A 17,175-nucleotide genomic window follows, 5' to 3' on the forward strand; every position below is an offset into this window, starting at 1 on the left:
GTCGCGTCTGGTACAGGCCGGGCCCGCGAGTCGGGCGAGCGCCAGGGCCTGCAGCGCGAACTGCCGCCCTCTGGCGGGGTTGGCGCGCGCATGGCGCAAGGGCTGGGCCTCCAGCGCCGGTATCATTCGCCGCTTCCTTCAGACCGCAGGCAGTGCCCGGCGGCTCTGCCCCCTGAGGCTCTCTCCACCCGTCCCCTCCCCAGCATGTCCGGCCTCAACCTCGCGCAACAGGAAGCAGTGAACTACCTGCACGGACCTTGCCTGGTGCTGGCCGGGGCAGGCTCGGGCAAGACACGGGTGATCACCCACAAGATCGCGCGCCTGATTCAGTCGGGTGTGCCGGGTCAGCGCATTGCCGCCATCACCTTCACCAACAAGGCCGCCAGCGAAATGCGCGAGCGCGCAAAGACCCTGATCGGGCGCGACGCCAAAAACGTGGTGATCTGCACCTTCCACGCGCTGGGCGTGCGCTTGCTGCGCCAAGACGGCGCCGCGATGGGCCTCAAGCCCCAGTTTTCCATCCTGGACAGCGACGACGTCGTCTCCATCCTCAAGGACGCCGGGGGCAGCGTCGACGCTGCCACCGCGCGCCAGTGGCAGTGGACCATCAGCCTGTGGAAGAACATGGGCCTGACCGCCGCCCAGGCCGAGGCCCAGGCCGCCGACGACAACGCCCGCATCATTGCCCGCGTGATGGCCCGCTACGAAGAGCGCCTCACGGCCTACCAGAGCGTGGACTTCGACGACCTGATCGGCTTACCGCTCAAGCTGCTACAACAGCACGAAGAGGTGCGTGCCAAGTGGCAGCAGGCCCTGGGCCATGTGCTGGTCGACGAGTACCAGGACACCAACGCCACGCAGTACGAGTTGCTCAAGCTGCTGGTGGGGGAACGCGGGCGATTTACTGCGGTGGGCGACGACGACCAGTCCATCTACGGCTGGCGCGGCGCCACGCTAGACAACCTGCGGCGGCTGCCACAGGACTACCCCGCGCTGAAGGTGGTGAAGCTCGAGCAGAACTATCGCTCGACCAGCGCCATCCTGCGCGCCGCCAACAACGTCATTCAGCCCAATCCGAAGCTATTTCCCAAGACGCTGTTTTCTGAACTCGGCGAGGGCGAGCCGGTGCGGGTCGTCGACTGCGACAGCGAAGAGCACGAGGCCGAACGCACGGTCGCTCGATTCCAGTCCATCCGCGCGAACAGCGCGAGCAAGGACTGGAAGGATTTCGCGGTGCTCTATCGGGCCAACCACCAGGCCCGCGTGTTTGAGCAGGCCCTGCGCAAGGCGCAAATCCCCTACAAGGTCTCGGGCGGCCAGAGCTTTTTCGACCGCGCCGAAATCCGCGATCTGTGCGCCTGGCTGCGGCTGTGGGTGAACAACGACGATGATCCCGCCTTCCTGCGTGCCGTCACCACCCCCAAGCGGGGCATCGGCCACCAGACCCTGGGCACCCTGGGCGAGTACGCCAGCCGCTTTAAGCTCTCCCTGTTTGAGGCCTTGTTTTCCAACTCCCTGGGCTCGGTGCTCAGCGGCCGAGCATTGGGCAGCCTGCACGAGTTCGGCCGCTATGTGAACGACCTCGAATACCGAGCCCGGCACACCTTGGGCGCCGAAGACGCGCGGACCTTTTTGGCCGATTGGCTCAAAGATATCGGCTACGAGAAACACCTCTACGACGGAGAGGACAGCGAAAAACTCGCCGCCTCACGCTGGACTCATGTGCTGGAATTTTGCGACTGGATGGCCGGCCGCTGCGGCGGCGAGATCGACGACGCCGCCGGCGTGACCATCATGGGCGAGAAAAAGAACCTGCTGGAAGTGGCGCAGACCATCTCGCTGCTGTCCACGCTCAGCGAGCGCGAGAAAGACCAAAACGTGGTCACCCTCTCGACACTGCACGCCTCCAAGGGCCTGGAATGGCCCCATGTGGTGCTGGCTGGATGCAACGAGGGCCTGCTGCCATTCAAGCTCGACGATGACAACGGCACCAAGGGCGAGGCCAACGAAGGCATCCTGCAACGACTGCAAGAAGAACGCCGACTCATGTACGTGGGCATCACCCGCGCCCAGCGCTCGCTCGCAGTGAGCTGGGTCAAGCGCCGCAAGAGGGGCCGCGAGACGGTCGCCGGTGTTCCGAGCCGCTTCATCGCCGAGATGGCCCTGGACAAGACCACGGTCAAGGAAGACCCGCGCGAAAAGCTCCGGGCGCTGCGGGCGGAGTTCGCGGCGCGCAAGGCCCAGGCGGACACCCAGCCCCCCTGAGGTCGTGTCAGGTCTCGGTGTACCTGACCTGCGCGGGGCCGGTTAGGTTCGGGCGCGATGGTTTTGCGCAGAGCGCGTGGAACCCTCCCTCCTGAACCGCACCATGCAATCCACACAGCGACCCATCTATACATTCGAACGCTTCACCCGCACGCCCACCAGCCAGTCCGCTGGGGGCTCCTTCAGTTTTGAAGGTGTGGCGGAATCGAGCACAACTTACCCGCGCGCGGCCGTCGCTGCGCCGCCAGCGGCCCAAGACTGGAACCCGGTGGGTAGAGCCGCACAGCCCGTCCCGCTGCGTGAACGGGCCTGCCGCTCACTCAAAGGCACCGCGGTCTTCACGGCAGCGCTGCTGGGGGGCGGCCTCACGGGCTGGGCCGCGTACGCCGTGACGGTCCAGGCCGGCGGATCGGACCAGACCGCCTTGGCCGTGGGCGCCGTCCTTTGCAGTGTCACCTCTGGCTGCCTGCGCGCCGGCATCGATTTCTGGCGGGAGCACCGCCAGCTCCACCGGGTGGCACCAGCGCCGGCGGCCCTGGCGCCAGACCAGCGCGCATGACCGCCCCGCATCAAAGAGACAAGTCGTAGTCGATCGTGATCGGCGCGTGGTCCGAGAATTTCTCGTTCTTGTAGATGTGTTCTGTACGCGCGAGCTGCGCGATTGCCGGCGTGGCCAGGTGGTAGTCCAGGCGCCAGCCCACATTCTTCGCATAGGCCTGGCCACGGTTGCTCCACCACGTGTAGCAGGCGTCGGTGGTGTCGGGCTGCAGCTGGCGGTAGACGTCCACCAGGCCGGTGTCTGCAAGCAGGGCCGTCATCCAGGCCCGTTCCTCGGGCAGGAAGCCACTGTTCTTGAGATTGCCCTTCCAGTTTTTCAAATCCTTTTCCTGGTGCGCGATGTTGATGTCGCCGCACAGAACGAATTCGCGCTTTTGCTTCAAGGCCGCCAAGTGCGGCTCGAAGCCGGCGAGGAAGCGAAACTTGGCCGCCTGCCGCTCCTCGCCCGAGGAGCCTGAGGGGAAGTAACTGCTGATGATGGAGAGCTTGCGCTTCGGGGTGTCAAAGCGCAGCTCCACGTAGCGGCCCTCAGCGTCGAACTCGCCACCGTCCCAGCCCACAACGACATCGCTGGGCTCGTGTCGGGTGTAGACCGCCACGCCCGAATAACCTTTTTTTTCGGCGAAGTGAAAGTGGCCCTTCAAACCAGCCAGCACCTCGAAGCGGCCGGCCACATCGGCCGCCTGGGCCTTGACCTCCTGCACGCAAATACAATCAGGCGCCGACCTTTCCAGCCAGGCTTCAACGCCCTTGGTGGCGGCCGAACGAATGCCGTTGAGATTGAGGCTGGTGAGTTTGAACAAGGATTTCCCCATGGTGGCAGCAGCAGGCCAGGACGCCCTGGCGCAAGAATTTGTGCAGTTTTCGTTGGAGGCAGGCGTGCTGCGTTTCGGGAGCTTCCGCACCAAGGCGGGACGGGACTCGCCGTACTTCTTCAACGCCGGCCTGTTCGACGACGGCGCCAAGCTCGGCCGTCTTGCGCAATTCTATGCACGGCGAATCATGGCCTCGGGCATCGAGTTCGACATGCTGTTTGGCCCCGCGTACAAAGGGATTCCTCTGGTGGCGGCGGTGGCCATCGAGCTGGCCCGACTCGGTCGCAATGTTCCCTTTGCCTACAACCGGAAAGAAGCCAAGGACCACGGCGAGGGCGGTTCCCTGGTCGGCGCGCCACTCACAGGACGAGTGCTGATCGTCGACGACGTGATGTCCGCAGGCACCGCCGCGCGCGAGTCCATCGCCATCATCGAGGCCGCCGGCGCGACGCCTCATGGCGTGGCGCTCGCCCTGGACCGCCAGGAGATGGCCACCGAGAAGCAGGCCGATGGCTCGGTGCGCGACATGCCCCATAGCGCGGTTCAGTACGTGCGCAGTAACTTGGGCCTGCAGGTGTGCGCCATCGCTCGTCTGACCGACCTACTCGATTACCTACAGCAACAAGGCGGCGACGCCTTAAGCGCGCACTACGCCCAGGTGCAGGCCTACCGAGACCGCTACGGCGTCGAGGACTAAGCCCAAGCCCGGGCGCACCCGGGCGGAGCGGGCAGCATCGCCCGGATTTTGTCAGCGGCGGCGGGACGCGATGCCGAGAATCACGCGCCGGACGCATGCCGAATTCTGGCATCCGCCCCTCCCCCGCCCCTGGAACTGACCTCTGCTGTCTTGTGCAGCGTCTTCACGTGTGCCAGTGGCGGCGCCCACCCGCTTTGCACGAGGACCGTCCATGCTTCACCCCACCGCCTTGAACACAGGCCGCCGCTCCGCCACCGTCGCCCCGGCCCCTACGGCTGCGGCAGCGCCTGCACCCAACTCGCACCACGCCGTCGAATTGAGCCCGGTACCCCGGGCGTGGCCGTCGGCCGGCGAGATGTCGGTCGAAGCCAGATTCGGAGAGTCCCAGCCGGCATACGCGGGCGGGCGGTGTTTGAATGGGCGTACCTGCACCTGGACTGTGTGTGGGCTCATCACGGGAGGCGTCTTGGGTGGCGCGGCAGGCGCTGCGGCCGTCCTAGTGGCCCGCGCTTCGGGAGACCACACCACCCTCGATCCCGTCCAAGGTGGCGCGGTGGGCGCCATGGCGGGCGCAGTCATGGGCAGCGTGGCAGGCTGCCTGCTCAATGCCTGCTGCGGGGACCCGGAGTAGGACTGAGGGGCTCAGGCAGCTGAACCCGTGAGGTAGTCGCCCTTGCCGATCGCCACGCCGTTGTGACGCAAGATGTTGTACGCGGTGGTGATGTGGAAGTACATGTTGGGGAGCGCCCAGGTCATGAGGTAGGCCTGCGCCGTCATCGTGCGCGTGGCGGTCTTGCCGACGGGGAAGGTCACTTCCTTGTCTTCTTGGCCATCGATCGCCGAAGCGGGCACCGTCTTCAACCAGGCCAGAGTGTTGTCGATGCGCTGCACCAGTTCAGCCAGGGTGGTTTCGGTGTTGTCGTACTTGGGTGCGTCCAGGCCGGTGATACGGGCAGCGCACAGCTTGGCGGCGTCGCAAGCAATGCAGATCTGGATCTTGAACGGCAGCATGTCGGGGGCCAGACGGTACTGCACCAGAGCTTGCTCGTCGTAGCCACGGGCTGTCACATCGGCTTGGGCCTTGACCAGCAGGTGGCGCAGGTTGCCCAGGTATTGAACAAAAACGGACAGGCTGGCGTTGGAGAGATTCATTTGGAAAAGCTTTCTTGCGTGATGCGTGTTGAATAAGACGGGCTTCAGGCCAGTTTCTTGCGGAGTAATTCGTTGACCTGGGCCGGGTTGGCTGTGCCCTTGCTGGCCTTCATAGCTTGGCCGACCAGGGCATTGAAGGCTTTGTCCTTGCCGGCCTTGAACTGGGCGACGTTGTCTGGGTTGGCGGCGATGACCTCGTCGATGATTTTCTCCAGCGCGCTGGAGTCGTTCATCTGTTGGAGGCCCTTGGCCGCGATGATCGCGTCCACACGCGCCACCGCATCGGCGGCGCCCTGCGATCCCTGGCCCTCGAAAGTCCATAAGGCGTCGAACACCTGCTTACCCGCGTTGTTGGAAATGGTGCCATCGGCGATACGGCCAATCAGAGCCGCCAGCGCAGCGGCCGACACCGGCGCCTGCTCGATCGACGACTCGCCGGCGTTCAGGCGCCGCGAGACCTCACCCATGATCCAGTTGCTGGCCAGCTTGGGTTGGCCGCAGGCCTGGGCCACCTGTTCGAAATAAGACGCCATGGCCTTGCTTTGCGTGAGCGTGGTGGCGTCGTACTCAGGCAATCCGAACTCGGACACGAAACGGGCCGCCATCGCGCGCGGCAACTCGGTCATGCTGGCCCTCACCTGCTCCACCCATTCGGCAGCCACCACCAGCGGCGGCAAATCCGGGTCGGGGAAGTAGCGGTAGTCGGCCGCATCTTCCTTGGTGCGCATGGCACGGGTCTCGCCGGTGTCTGGGTCGAATAGCACCGTGGCCTGCTCGATGGCGCGGCCGTCCTCGATCTCCTCGATCTGCCAGCGCACCTCGTAATCGATGGCCTGCTGCATGAACTTGAAGGAGTTCAGGTTCTTGATTTCGCGCCGGGTACCCAGGGGAGCGCCAGGCTTGCGCACCGAGACGTTGGCGTCGCAACGGAAACTGCCCTCCTGCATATTGCCGTCGCAGATACCGATCCAGGTGACGATCTTGTGCAGTTCCTTGGCATAGGCCACGGCTTCTTCGGAGGACCGGATGTCGGGCTCAGTGACGATTTCCAGCAGCGGCGTGCCGGCGCGGTTGAGGTCGATACCCGACTGGCCAATGAAGTCCTCGTGCAGCGACTTGCCCGCATCTTCTTCGAGGTGGGCACGCACCAGACGCACCGACTTCTTCTCCTGGCCCAAGAAGAAGCTCACCTCGCCACCCTGCACCACCGGGATCTCGTACTGGCTGATCTGGTAGCCCTTGGGCAAGTCGGGATAGAAGTAATTCTTGCGCGCGAAGATACTGCGCGGCGCGATCTGCGCCCCCACGGCCAGGCCCAGGGCGATGGCCCGCTCGACGGCGCCCTTGTTCATGACAGGCAGGGTGCCGGGCAAGGCCAGATCCACCGCACAGGCCTGGGTGTTGGGCTCGGCGCCAAACGCCGTGGGCGCACGGCTGAAGATCTTCGACTGGGTCGACAGCTGGGCGTGCGTCTCGAAGCCGATCACGACTTCATAGCCCTGGACGAGTTTGGCGGACATTTCAGAATCCCTCGGGCTGGCGCAGGTGGAAGTCGGTGGCCTGCTGGAAGCGGTGCGCCGCATTCAAGAGGCGCGCTTCGCCAAAGTAATTGCCAATGAGCTGCAAGCCCACAGGCATACCGCCCTCGCCAAAGCCGCAGGGCAGGCTCATGCCAGGCAGGCCCGCCAGCGAGGCGGGGAGGGTGAAGATGTCGGCCAGATAGTTGGCCACCGGGTCATCGGCCTTGTCGCCGAGCTTCCAGGCCACGGTGGGCGCCACCGGGCCAGCGATCACGTCGCATTGCATGAAGGCAGCGCGGAAGTCGTCGGCGATGAGACGGCGGATCTTTTGCGCCTGCACGTAATAGGCGTCGTAGTAGCCATGCGAGAGCACGTAGGCGCCGATCATGATGCGGCGCTTGACCTCGTCGCCAAAGCCCTCGGCGCGGGTCTTTTTGTACATGTCCATCAGGTCGCCATAGTCCTTGGCGCGGTGGCCGAACTTCACGCCGTCAAAGCGCGAGAGGTTCGAGGACGCCTCGGCGGGCGCGATGATGTAGTAGACCGGAATAGCCAGCTCGGTGCGGGGTAGCGAAATGTCCACCAGGGTCGCGCCCAGCTTCACGTACTGCGCCAGCGCCGCGTCAATGGCGGCGCGCACGTCTTGCGAGAGGCCTTCGCCGAAGAACTCGCGCGGCACGCCAATGCGCAAACCGACCAGCGAGTCACCCAGGGAGCGGCTGTAGTCCTCGGCTGGGACATCCAGCGAAGTGGAATCACGGTCGGGGTCGGGGCCGCACATCGCCGAGAGCAACAACGCGCAATCCTCGGCGCTGGCGGCCATCGGACCGGCCTGGTCAAGGCTGGAAGCGTAGGCCACCATGCCGTAGCGCGAGGCGCGGCCGTAGGTGGGCTTGATGCCGGTGATGCCGCAAAAGGCCGCCGGCTGGCGGATCGAGCCGCCGGTGTCGGTGCCCGTCGCGGCGGGCGCCAGGCGGGCCGCGACCGCGCTTGAACTTCCGCCAGACGATCCGCCGGGTACGCGCGAAAGATCCCAGGGGTTCTTCACCACACCGTAGGCGGAGTTCTCATTGGCCGAACCCATGGCGAACTCATCGCAGTTGAGCTTGCCCAGCGTCACCATGCCGGCCTGCGCCAAGCGTGCCACCACCGTGGCGTCAAAGGGGGAGCGGTAGTCCCTGAGCATGCGCGACCCGGCGGTGGTGGGGAAGTCCCGGGTCACAAAGATGTCCTTGTGCGCGATCGGCACGCCCAGCAGGGGCGCTGCATCCCCGCGCGCCAATCGGTCATCTGCGGCGCGGGCCTGGGCCAGCGTGACTTCGGAGTCGGTGGAAAGGAAGGCGCCCAGGCCGGCATGCTGGACCATTCGGGCCAGGAAGTGCCCCGCCAGCTCTACGGCCGAAACCTCCCGTGCGCGCAGGCTGGCCACCATCTCGGCCAAGGACAGTTGATGCAGTTCTTTGGTACTCATGGAGACGCCCTGGCTCACTCGATGACCTTGGGCACCAGGAACAGGCCCCGTTCGACAGCCGGTGCGCTGCGTTGGTTGGCCTCGCGCTGGTTTGGCTCACTGGCCCGGTCTTCGCGCAAGCGCAAGTGAACCTCCTGGAAGGCGGCCACCGGATGGGCCAGGGGCTCCACTCCTTTGGTGTCGACCGCGCGCATCGCCTCGACGATGCTGAAAAAGCCATTGATCTGGGCCAGCATGCGATCACGTTCGGGCTCGGCCAATTCGAGCCGGGCCAGGTGAGCAATTCGGCGGATGTCGTCGGGGGTGAGAGCCATCAGGAAAAGACTGAAAAAGAGGCCCGAAACGGAGCAATTCCACGCCGGAACGGGCCGATTGTCATCGGGCGATCGGGTATTATCCTGCCTTCGGGTGAGCCCGTTGGGCCGGCGTACAAGCAGGCCTGTCCGCCCTGGCGGAACAGCCTCGGATTGCTCGCCCCAGTTACCACCAAAGAGGGGCCGCTCATGCGGCCTCTTTTGCATCGCTCACAAGGACTTCCTGATGTTCGGATCCTTCCGACGCTATTTCTCCACCGACCTGGCCATTGACCTGGGCACGGCCAACACCTTGATCTTCGTCCGCGACAAGGGCATCGTGCTGGACGAGCCCTCGGTAGTCGCCATTCGCCACGAAGGCGGCCCCCAGGGCAAGAAAACCATTCAGGCTGTTGGTCACGAGGCCAAGGCCATGCTGGGCAAGGTACCCGGCAACATCGAGGCGATCCGCCCGATGAAGGACGGCGTGATCGCCGACTTCACCGTCACCGAGCAAATGCTCAAACAGTTCATCAAGATGGTTCACCCGCGCTCGGTGCTCAAGCCCAGCCCGCGGATCATCATCTGCGTGCCGTGTGGCTCCACTCAGGTCGAGCGACGCGCCATCCGCGAATCGGCCCTCGGCGCTGGCGCCAGCGAGGTGTACCTGATTGAGGAGCCGATGGCAGCCGCCATCGGCGCGGGCCTGCCGGTGTCCGAAGCCTCCGGCTCCATGGTCGTCGACATCGGCGGCGGCACCACCGAGGTGGGCGTCATCTCGCTGGGCGGCATGGTCTACAAAGGCAGCGTGCGCGTCGGCGGCGATAAGTTCGACGAGGCCATCATCAGCTACATCCGCCGCAACTACGGCATGCTGATCGGCGAGCCCACCGCCGAAATGATCAAAAAGAATATCGGCTCGGCCTTCCCCGGCTCCGAGGTCAAGGAGATCGAGGTCAAGGGCCGCAACCTTTCCGAGGGCGTGCCGCGCTCCTTCACCATCTCGTCCAACGAGATCCTGGAGGCGCTCACCGACCCCCTGAACAACATCGTGTCTGCGGTGAAGAACGCGCTGGAGAGCACGCCCCCCGAACTGGGCGCCGACATCGCCGAGCGCGGCATGATGCTCACCGGCGGTGGCGCCCTGCTGCGTGACCTCGACCGCCTGCTGGCCGAAGAAACCGGCCTGCCCGTCCTGGTGGCCGAAGACCCCCTGACCTGCGTGGTGCGCGGTTGCGGCATCGCCCTGGAGCGCATGGAGCGCCTGGGCTCGATCTTCACCAACGAATAAGCCCGGGGAACCACAGCGATGCCGCTCGGTACGCTGGACAGGACCCCGCCGCCGTTCTTCAAGCAGGGTCCTTCGGCCCTGTCCAAGCTAATCGTCTTCAGCGCACTGGCGCTGTTCCTGATGGTTGCCGACATGCGCTTCGGTGTGGCCGATCCGCTGCGCGCTGTCGTCGCTGCCATGATCGCGCCGGCTCGCTGGCTCGCGTTGCAGCCGGTGCGCCTGGCAGAGGGCGCGGGCGACTACTTCCAGTCCCTGTCCAGTGCGCAGTCCGAACAGGCGTCGACACGCGACAAGCTCGCCCGCCTCGCGCTCAAGGCCAACCAGGTCGAGGAATTGACCCAAGAAAACCTGCGCCTGCGCCAGATGCTGGAGTTACGCGAGCGACTCGGCACAACCGCGATCGCCGCTGAAATCCTTTTCGAGGCCGCCGATCCCTACACACGCAAGGTCATTCTGAACAAGGGGCTGGGCAGCCAGATCGAACCAGGCTCGCCGGTGATCGACGAGGATGGTGTGATTGGTCAGGTCACACGGGTCCACCCCCTGGTCAGCGAAGTCACCCTCATCACCGACCGAGACCAGTCCATCCCGGTGCTCAATGTGCGCACCGGCGGCCGCAGCGTGGCCCAAGGCGATCCCATCTCCCAGCACCCGGGGTCGCTGGAGCTGCGCTACATGGCGGCCAACGCCGATGTGCAGGTGGGGGACCTGCTGACCACCAGTGGGGTGGACGGCGTCTACCCACCGGGATTGCCGGTCGCGACCGTTGCCCATGTCGAGCGCCGCACCGACTCGGCCTTCGCGCGCATCTACATCGAGCCCAAGGCCGGTGTGAGTCGGGGACGCCATGTGATAGTGCTCAAGGCCCTGGGTGAGCAACTGCCAGCACGGCCGCCTGCCGAAGAAACGCCGCAGCCCGCCCCACGCCGGGGAGTGCGCAAATGATCATGCGCCGCGGCAAGGAGTTGCTGCTGCCGGCCAACCCCTGGTTCATCTGGGGCAGCTTGCTGGCGGCGATGCTGCTCAACATGCTCCCGCTGGGCCGTCAGGTCTGGATGCCGGACCTGCTGGCCCTGGTCCTAGTGTTCTGGAATGTGCACCAGCCTCTGCGCATCGGCATCGCAACTGCCTTCGCCTTTGGCTTGGCCGTGGACGTGCACCAGACCTCGCTGCTGGGTCAACATGCGCTGGCCTATACCGCGCTGTCTTACTTCGCGATCACCATCCACCGGCGCTTGCTGTGGTTCACCGTCCCCTCGCAGGCGGTGCAGGTGTTCCCGCTGCTGGCCGCGGCACATGCGATCGAGATGACCATCCGGCTGGCGGCCGATGGCAGCTTCCCGGGCTGGATGCGCGCCCTGGCACCAGTGATAGAGGCGGCGCTGTGGCCTGTCATGAATGTGCTGCTGCTGGCGCCACAGCGCCGGGCACCCGACCAGGACGACACCCGCCCCCTGTAACGGGCGCGATCCCCGAAACCGGCCCATGACACCGCTGCGCAACGTCGACGCCGATATCTCCCGCTTCCGCCACCGGGTGACGGCAGCCAGCGTGGTGGTGCTGGTGTGCTTCACACTGGTGCTGCTGCGCCTGGTGTGGTTGCAGGTCTGGCGCCATGCCGATCTGAAGGAGCAGGCGGAGGCCAACCGGACCGCGGTTGTCCCGATCGTGCCGAATCGAGGCCTCATCCTGGACCGCAACGGGATCGTGCTGGCCTCCAACTACTCGGCCTATACGCTGGAGATCAACCCGGCGCGCATCAATGGCCCGCTCGACGCGGTGATCGACGAGCTATCCACCGTCATCGATATCCTGCCGCGCGACCGCAAGCGCTTCAAGAAGCTGCGCGAGGAATTCAAGAACTTCGAGTCCATTCCAATCCGCACCAAGCTCACCGACCAGGAAGTGGCACGCTTCGCTGCCCAGCGCTACCGCTTCCCTGGCGTGGACATCCGCGCACGGCTGTTCCGGAGCTATCCCTGGGGCGAGCTAGCCAGCCACGTGATCGGCTACATCGGTCGGATCAACCAAAGCGAGAAGGCAGCGATCGAGGACTGGCCCGAGGAAGAGCAGGCCAACTACCGGGGCACCGAGTACATCGGCAAGTTAGGCGTCGAGCAGAGCCTGGAGCGGCAATTGCACGGTGTCACCGGCGTAGAGGAGGTCGAGACTTCCGCCGGCGGACGGGCGGTGCGCAAGCTGGCCAGCAAGCCAGCCACACCTGGCCGCACCGTGATGCTGTCGATCGACATCAAGTTGCAAAACCTGGTGGAGCAAATGTACGGAGAGCGCCGTGGCGCCCTGGTGGCGCTAGACCCCACGACGGGCGAGGTGCTGGCCTTTGTCTCCAAGCCCACCTTTGACCCCAACCTGTTCGTCGACGGCATCGACCAGGAAAACTGGCAAGCCCTCAACGAATCCCTCGACAAGCCGCTCCTGAACCGGGCGCTGCGCGGCACCTACCCGCCCGGGTCCACCTACAAGCCCTTCATGGCCCTGGGCGCGCTCGAGACGGGCAAGCGCAGCCCCACCGCCATCGTTCAGGACAATGGCTCCTGGTCCTTCGGTAATCACGTGTTTCGCAGCCACGGTGACACCGGTCTCGGTCCGGTAGACATGTTCAGCAGCATCGTCAGATCCAGCAACGTCTACTACTACTCGCTGGCCAATGAGATGGGCGTGGACGCCATCCACGACTTCATGGCGCCGCTGGGCTTCGGCCAGATCACCGGCATCGACGTACTCGGTGAGGTCCGGGGTGTCTTGCCCAGCCAGGAGTGGAAGCGCAACTACTACAAGCGGCCTGAGCAAAAAAAGTGGTTCTCGGGCGAGACCATCTCGCTGGGCATCGGCCAGGGCTACAACAGCTTCACCATGCTGCAACTGGCGCAGGCCACGGCGACCCTGGTGAACAACGGCGTCAAGCACCGTCCGCGTTTGGTGATTGGTACCGAGGACCCGGTATCACGCACCCTGCAAGCGGTGGCTGCGCCAGCGCCTCAAGACCTGGGCTACAAACCCGAGCATGTCGAGATCGTCAAGCGGGCCATGGTGGGCGTGGTGCAAGGCGGCACCTCTGCGCAGGTGTTTGCTGGCGCAGCTTATGAGTCCGGTGGCAAGACCGGTACTGCGCAGGCGGTAGGGATCGGCCAGAAGGACAAGTACAACGCCTCCAAGCTGGAGGAGCATCAGAGGGACCACTCTCTCTACATCGCCTTTGCCCCGGCCGACCAGCCGAAGATCGCCCTGGCCATGGTGGTGGAAAACGCGGGCTTTGGCGCAGTGGCGGCCGCCCCGATCGCGCGGCGGGTGTTCGACTACTGGTTGCAGGGGCAGGTGCCGACGGCCGAAGACCTGGAGGCAGTTCGCAAGGGGCTCGCCGGCAGGCCCATCAGCACACCGCGAAACGCTGAAGCGGCCTGGCCGCCGGCGGCGGTACTGCCAGCAGGCGCGGCAGCGACGCCCGCCTCCCGAGCCAAGGCGGCCGCGGCACGAGGCAGACCTTAGGGCTGCCAGAGTAATCGGTCTAGGCACAGCCAAAGGCCCTATACCCCTAGTCCAGCCGCCAAGTCTGGCCATGCCGCAGCACCCGGAAGTCGGGCCTTTGCGGCTGCGACTCGATTGCCTGGCGCAGGTCCACCGGCGGCTGATCTAGGGATTCGTCACTCAGGCCCTCAAACGTCCCCCAGTGGATGGCGAGGGCCGAGCGGGCCCGCACATCGCGCATCACCTGCACCGCCTCGGCGGGATCGATGTGCGAGGCCTTCATGAACCAGCGCGGCTGGTAGGCCCCGATGGCGATGGCGGCCAGGTCGATATCACCCAGCCGGCGGCCGATGTCCTGCGTGTCTTTCGAATAACCCAGGTCGCCCGAGAACCAGAACCGGAGGCGGGGGTGTAGGACCGCCCAGCTGCCCCACAGCGTCTGCTGGCGGTCCCAGGGCATGCGCGCGCTCCAGTGCTGTACAGCCAGGAAATGCAGGGTCAGCGGCGCGCTGCCTCCCTCAATCCTGGCGGTGTGGTCCCAGTCGAGCGCGAATACGTTCTGCCCGGGTCCATCGAGATGCACCCCGCGAATATGGGCGCGGAACCAGCGCTGAACGCCCAGAGGCACATAGAAGCGAATGCCGGGATGCCGATCCATGAGCCGCTGCACGGTCTCCTCGTCCAGATGGTCCCAATGATTGTGAGAGATCAGCACCGCATGGATGGGCGGTAGCGCATCGAACGGAACGCCTGGCGGCTGATGCCGCCGGGGACCGGCGAAGGAAAACGGCGATGCGCGCGCACCCCAGTGCGGATCGGTGAGCAGGTTCACTCCATCAACCTGGATCAGCACGGTGGCGTGGCCCACCCAGGTCACGGCAGGGGCCGATCCGGGAGCGCGGATCAAGGCGAGGTCAGCCGCGACGCCGGTGATCTGCGCCGCCGGGGGCTTGGGTAGACCCTCGCGAAGTCGCTCCCACTGCCATCGCAGCAGGTTGCCTGTGCCCGCCGCAGACCCATACCGGTTGACGAACCCCTCAGGCCGGTGATGCGGCTTGGACGGGTCGTAGTCGGGGTGCGGGCTGTTGGGGGTCCAGGCGCAGCCGGCGACCAAGAGGCAAGCCAGCCAAAGAACGAGTGATCGCAAAAGGGGGATACCAAACATCTGCTTCATGCTCCTGCGGCTTCCCTGCGGCTTTCGCTGGGCGCCTCACACCCCTGTCTGTTGGGCGAGCCAGGTGCTCACGGCCTCGGGCATCGCCCGCACATCGCCGGGTGGGGTGCCGCGAGGAAATCCCACATGACCACCAGCGGCAGGTTGCCACAATGTCACGCAGGGACCGACCTCACCGACCACCGGCAAGCTACCCGCAGGAACGAAGGGGTCATTGCGCGCGTGCAGGGCCAGTGCGGGGATTCGGATCCGGTGCAGGTGTGGGCGCGCCGAGGCGCGGGCGTAGTAATCGTCCGCGCTGCGAAACCCGTGGAGCGGCGCGGTGAAAAGGTCGTCAAAGTCATACAGGTCGCGGGCGGAGGCCAGCAACTCGTGGTCGAACAGGCCGGGGTACTGGGCCAGCTTGGCCAGGGCTTTGGGCTTCATCGTGCGCAGGAAAAAGGTCGTATAGACCCAGCGGTTGAATCCCCGGCCAATTGCCTGGCTGCCAGCGGCGAGGTCCAGCGGCGAGCACACCGCCGCGATGCCATTGGCGACCGCGGAGGCGCTCGCTCCCGCCTCGGCGGCCCAGCGCATGAGCGCGTTGCCGCCCAAAGAGATGCCCACGGCCAGCAGCGGTCCCGGGTGTCGCTCGCGCAGACGGGCCAGGATCCCGCCCACCTCTTCGTAGTCGCCTGAGTGGTAGGCCCGTGGCGCACGGTTGATCTCGCCACTGCAGCCACGGAAATGCGGCACGACGAATTGCCAACCGCGCGCCCGCGCCACGCCGGCGAAGGCCTCGCTGTAAGCGCTGCGCGACGAGCCCTCCAGGCCATGAAAAAGGACCAACAGGGGGGCGCAGGCCGCGCCACGTGCAGGTACAGGTGCAGGTGCAGTCGGCAGGGCGGTGGCCTCGGGAGGTGAGGCGGTGTCGTCAAGCCAGTCTGCATCGACAAAGTCGCCGTCCGGCGTGGTCCAGCGCTCGCGCCGGTAAGCGATGGGCATACCTGCGAAGCGCCGGCTCCACAGCGCCGGCCAAATGGTCTGCAGGTTGCCGCCGGGCAACCAGAAAGGGGAGCGATACTGCAGCACCCGGAGGTTCGTCCTAGTGCAGCACCTGGGGGCCGCCGGCGACCTCTTGCACGTCACCCGCGGTGCCGGGACTGGCATGGTGAGCCACCATGCGCCAGCCCTGTGCGGTCTTGTGATAGACGTTGGTCGCGAGCACCCAGGCGTTGCGTGGACCGCCAGCGCTCTGCACCTCGACGCGCTCGACCAGGTGGTGCACCGCACTGCCCAAAGACTCCACCTTGTGCACGCGCTCAGGCCAGGCGCGGATCGTGCCGCTCGCGAACATGGCTTCAAAGGTGGCGCGAATGGCGGTAGCGCCCACCAGCCGCGGTCCGCCGGGGTGGACACAGACGATCTCGTCCTCATCAGCCCAGCAGGACATCAGCTTGTCGACATCGCCGTTTTGAAGGGCGTCATAGAAGGCCGCCTCGACGTCGTCGGCGTTGCCCTCCAGACTAGCGGCTTGCAGGGGGTTTTTGCGCATCGAGGCAAATTGTGCCGAGAAATCCGTTGGCCTGAAACTGCTCCACCTGGTGCAGCCCTTTGCGGCGCAACCATGCAGGCTGCTGCTCGATGAAAAAAACCCCGACCTCTCGGCCGGGGTTTGGAATGCGCTGGTTTTTGGCGCGTTCTTGTAGGGGGGTACCGACTCAGCGCTTCTGGCGGTACTTGCGCAGGGCAGCCAGCTGGGCGGCCATGACGGCCAGCTCCGACTGGGCCTTGGCCAGGTCGATATCGCTCTTAGCGTTCTTCAACGCCTCCTCGGCGGCCTGGCGGGCCTCTTTGGCCTTCTCTTCGTCCAGGTCCTTGCCGCGGATGGCGGTGTCGGCCAGAACGGTCACGCAGTGCGGCTGCACTTCCAGGATGCCGCCAGCAACGAAGACAAACTCTTCTTCGTTGTTGTCGGCGCGCTGGATGCGCACGGCGCCCGGCTTGATGCGGGTGATCAGCGGGGTGTGGCGCGGCAGGATGCCGAGCTCGCCCACTTCACCTGGCAAGGACACCAGGGTGGCTTGCCGCGCACGTTGTCGGGCAGCGGGTTGTCGGTGGTGCGGTAGGTGCCGGCGATGGACAGGAGCTCGGGCTCCATCACGGTGGCGAAAATGCGCGCCTGGCGGTTGCCCTTGGCGCCCGCGATGGCCTTGCCGCGCAGCGGCGCGTAGACGTGGATGCTGCCGTCGGCGATGACTTCGGCGCCGTGGTTGACCACCGCGGTGATGACCAGGTCGCCGCCCTTGGCGTAGAACTGCTGGCCCGAGCGCAGCGGCTTGTCGAGCACCACGGTGCTGGCGGCCACGGGCACCTCGACTTCAACCGGGACCTCGACGCGCACTTCGCGAACGACCTCGCGCACCACCTCGACGGTTTCGACGCGGGCGGGCGAGGCGACGCTGTCGGGTGCT

The 17,175-nt window shown here is 65.6% G+C and carries 17 protein-coding genes and 1 pseudogene; 7 read left to right on the forward strand and 11 right to left on the reverse strand.

Annotated elements, in window-relative coordinates:
* Window positions 1–204 precede the first annotated feature (204 nt).
* Window positions 205–2,265, forward strand: coding sequence for an ATP-dependent helicase (locus QE494_RS15900; protein ID WP_300044816.1), 2,061 nt, complete (start codon window positions 205–207; stop codon window positions 2,263–2,265).
* 103 nt (window positions 2,266–2,368) lie between these two features.
* A complete protein-coding gene (locus QE494_RS15905) occupies window positions 2,369–2,824 on the forward strand; it encodes a hypothetical protein (protein WP_300044819.1) in 456 nt (151 codons plus the stop codon).
* Between the two features lie 10 nt (window positions 2,825–2,834).
* Here QE494_RS15905 and QE494_RS15910 read toward each other — a convergent pair whose 3' ends face one another.
* The gene (locus tag QE494_RS15910) at window positions 2,835–3,626 is read right to left on the reverse strand and encodes an exodeoxyribonuclease III (protein WP_300044822.1); all 792 of its coding nucleotides are present in this window, start codon (window positions 3,624–3,626) and stop codon (window positions 2,835–2,837) included.
* 10 nt (window positions 3,627–3,636) lie between these two features.
* On the opposite strand from QE494_RS15910, the gene pyrE reads away from it, so the two are divergent.
* Window positions 3,637–4,335: an orotate phosphoribosyltransferase gene (gene pyrE, locus QE494_RS15915; RefSeq protein WP_300044858.1), complete on the forward strand. Its 699-nt coding sequence runs from the start codon at window positions 3,637–3,639 to the stop codon at window positions 4,333–4,335.
* A gap of 216 nt (window positions 4,336–4,551) precedes the next feature.
* Here pyrE and QE494_RS15920 read toward each other — a convergent pair whose 3' ends face one another.
* The 5 genes from QE494_RS15920 to gatC all read right to left on the reverse strand — a co-directional run bounded on the left by QE494_RS15920 (window position 4,552) and on the right by gatC (window position 8,792).
* Complete coding sequence (locus QE494_RS15920) at window positions 4,552–4,788, reverse strand: hypothetical protein (protein ID WP_300044824.1); 237 nt, start codon at window positions 4,786–4,788, stop codon at window positions 4,552–4,554.
* Window positions 4,789–4,977: 189 nt separating this feature from the next.
* On the reverse strand, window positions 4,978–5,487 hold the full coding sequence (locus tag QE494_RS15925; protein WP_300044827.1) for a DUF1993 family protein: 510 nt from the start codon (window positions 5,485–5,487) through the stop codon (window positions 4,978–4,980).
* Between the two features lie 44 nt (window positions 5,488–5,531).
* Window positions 5,532–7,007 carry an Asp-tRNA(Asn)/Glu-tRNA(Gln) amidotransferase subunit GatB gene (gene gatB / locus QE494_RS15930; RefSeq protein ID WP_300044829.1) on the reverse strand — a complete coding sequence of 492 codons (1,476 nt, stop codon included), beginning with the start codon at window positions 7,005–7,007 and terminating at the stop codon, window positions 5,532–5,534.
* 1 nt (window position 7,008) lies between these two features.
* Window positions 7,009–8,478 (reverse strand): Asp-tRNA(Asn)/Glu-tRNA(Gln) amidotransferase subunit GatA, encoded by a 1,470-nt coding sequence (gene gatA, locus QE494_RS15935; RefSeq protein ID WP_300044832.1) that lies wholly within the window; start codon window positions 8,476–8,478, stop codon window positions 7,009–7,011.
* A gap of 14 nt (window positions 8,479–8,492) precedes the next feature.
* Window positions 8,493–8,792 (reverse strand): Asp-tRNA(Asn)/Glu-tRNA(Gln) amidotransferase subunit GatC, encoded by a 300-nt coding sequence (gene gatC / locus QE494_RS15940; protein WP_300044835.1) that lies wholly within the window; start codon window positions 8,790–8,792, stop codon window positions 8,493–8,495.
* A 226-nt stretch (window positions 8,793–9,018) separates the two neighbouring features.
* Between gatC and QE494_RS15945 the strand changes: the two genes are divergently transcribed.
* From QE494_RS15945 to mrdA, 4 genes are read left to right on the forward strand one after another with little or no spacing between them, the layout of a single operon-like run.
* Window positions 9,019–10,062, forward strand: a complete 1,044-nt coding sequence (locus QE494_RS15945; RefSeq protein ID WP_300044837.1) for a rod shape-determining protein — start codon at window positions 9,019–9,021, stop codon at window positions 10,060–10,062.
* An 18-nt stretch (window positions 10,063–10,080) separates the two neighbouring features.
* Window positions 10,081–11,007, forward strand: a complete 927-nt coding sequence (gene mreC, locus QE494_RS15950) for a rod shape-determining protein MreC (protein WP_300044839.1) — start codon at window positions 10,081–10,083, stop codon at window positions 11,005–11,007.
* Window positions 11,004–11,522, forward strand: a complete 519-nt coding sequence (mreD, locus tag QE494_RS15955; protein WP_300044841.1) for a rod shape-determining protein MreD — start codon at window positions 11,004–11,006, stop codon at window positions 11,520–11,522. Before mreC ends, mreD begins: the two co-directional genes overlap by 4 nt.
* A 25-nt stretch (window positions 11,523–11,547) precedes the next feature.
* Window positions 11,548–13,569 carry a penicillin-binding protein 2 gene (mrdA, locus tag QE494_RS15960; protein ID WP_300044843.1) on the forward strand — a complete coding sequence of 674 codons (2,022 nt, stop codon included), beginning with the start codon at window positions 11,548–11,550 and terminating at the stop codon, window positions 13,567–13,569.
* A 46-nt stretch (window positions 13,570–13,615) separates the two neighbouring features.
* Here mrdA and QE494_RS15965 read toward each other — a convergent pair whose 3' ends face one another.
* The 5 genes and pseudogenes from QE494_RS15965 to minC all read right to left on the reverse strand — a co-directional run.
* Window positions 13,616–14,713, reverse strand: a complete 1,098-nt coding sequence (locus tag QE494_RS15965; RefSeq protein WP_300044845.1) for an MBL fold metallo-hydrolase — start codon at window positions 14,711–14,713, stop codon at window positions 13,616–13,618.
* Between the two features lie 45 nt (window positions 14,714–14,758).
* Window positions 14,759–15,790: a YheT family hydrolase gene (locus QE494_RS15970; RefSeq protein ID WP_300044861.1), complete on the reverse strand. Its 1,032-nt coding sequence runs from the start codon at window positions 15,788–15,790 to the stop codon at window positions 14,759–14,761.
* A 16-nt stretch (window positions 15,791–15,806) separates the two neighbouring features.
* Window positions 15,807–16,256, reverse strand: a complete 450-nt coding sequence (locus QE494_RS15975) for a nuclear transport factor 2 family protein (protein WP_300044848.1) — start codon at window positions 16,254–16,256, stop codon at window positions 15,807–15,809.
* A gap of 166 nt (window positions 16,257–16,422) precedes the next feature.
* Window positions 16,423–16,776 (reverse strand): annotated as a pseudogene (locus tag QE494_RS15980) (F0F1 ATP synthase subunit epsilon); the annotation flags it as partial.
* Window positions 16,719–17,175: septum site-determining protein MinC (gene minC / locus QE494_RS15985; protein WP_300044850.1), on the reverse strand; the 457-nt coding region annotated here is incomplete at its 5' end. The gene minC and the pseudogene QE494_RS15980, both read right to left, overlap by 58 nt.

Source organism: Ramlibacter sp. (assembly GCF_029866045.1).
In the GTDB taxonomy this organism is placed as follows: domain Bacteria; phylum Pseudomonadota; class Gammaproteobacteria; order Burkholderiales; family Burkholderiaceae_C; genus Ramlibacter.

What these genes read in the sequence shown, in the direction of transcription:
- QE494_RS15900 (WP_300044816.1), top strand. Translation starts at nt 205, where the DNA reads ATGTCCGGCCTCAACCTCGCGCAACAGGAAGCAGTGAACTACCTGCAC.
- QE494_RS15905 (WP_300044819.1), top strand. Translation starts at nt 2,369, where the DNA reads ATGCAATCCACACAGCGACCCATCTATACATTCGAACGCTTCACCCGC.
- pyrE (WP_300044858.1), top strand. Translation starts at nt 3,637, where the DNA reads ATGGTGGCAGCAGCAGGCCAGGACGCCCTGGCGCAAGAATTTGTGCAG.
- QE494_RS15920 (WP_300044824.1), bottom strand. Translation starts at nt 4,788, where the DNA reads ATGAGCCCACACACAGTCCAGGTGCAGGTACGCCCATTCAAACACCGC.
- QE494_RS15925 (WP_300044827.1), bottom strand. Translation starts at nt 5,487, where the DNA reads ATGAATCTCTCCAACGCCAGCCTGTCCGTTTTTGTTCAATACCTGGGC.
- gatB (WP_300044829.1), bottom strand. Translation starts at nt 7,007, where the DNA reads ATGTCCGCCAAACTCGTCCAGGGCTATGAAGTCGTGATCGGCTTCGAG.
- gatA (WP_300044832.1), bottom strand. Translation starts at nt 8,478, where the DNA reads ATGAGTACCAAAGAACTGCATCAACTGTCCTTGGCCGAGATGGTGGCC.
- gatC (WP_300044835.1), bottom strand. Translation starts at nt 8,792, where the DNA reads ATGGCTCTCACCCCCGACGACATCCGCCGAATTGCTCACCTGGCCCGG.
- QE494_RS15945 (WP_300044837.1), top strand. Translation starts at nt 9,019, where the DNA reads ATGTTCGGATCCTTCCGACGCTATTTCTCCACCGACCTGGCCATTGAC.
- mreC (WP_300044839.1), top strand. Translation starts at nt 10,081, where the DNA reads ATGCCGCTCGGTACGCTGGACAGGACCCCGCCGCCGTTCTTCAAGCAG.
- mreD (WP_300044841.1), top strand. Translation starts at nt 11,004, where the DNA reads ATGATCATGCGCCGCGGCAAGGAGTTGCTGCTGCCGGCCAACCCCTGG.
- mrdA (WP_300044843.1), top strand. Translation starts at nt 11,548, where the DNA reads ATGACACCGCTGCGCAACGTCGACGCCGATATCTCCCGCTTCCGCCAC.
- QE494_RS15965 (WP_300044845.1), bottom strand. Translation starts at nt 14,713, where the DNA reads ATGTTTGGTATCCCCCTTTTGCGATCACTCGTTCTTTGGCTGGCTTGC.
- QE494_RS15975 (WP_300044848.1), bottom strand. Translation starts at nt 16,256, where the DNA reads ATGCGCAAAAACCCCCTGCAAGCCGCTAGTCTGGAGGGCAACGCCGAC.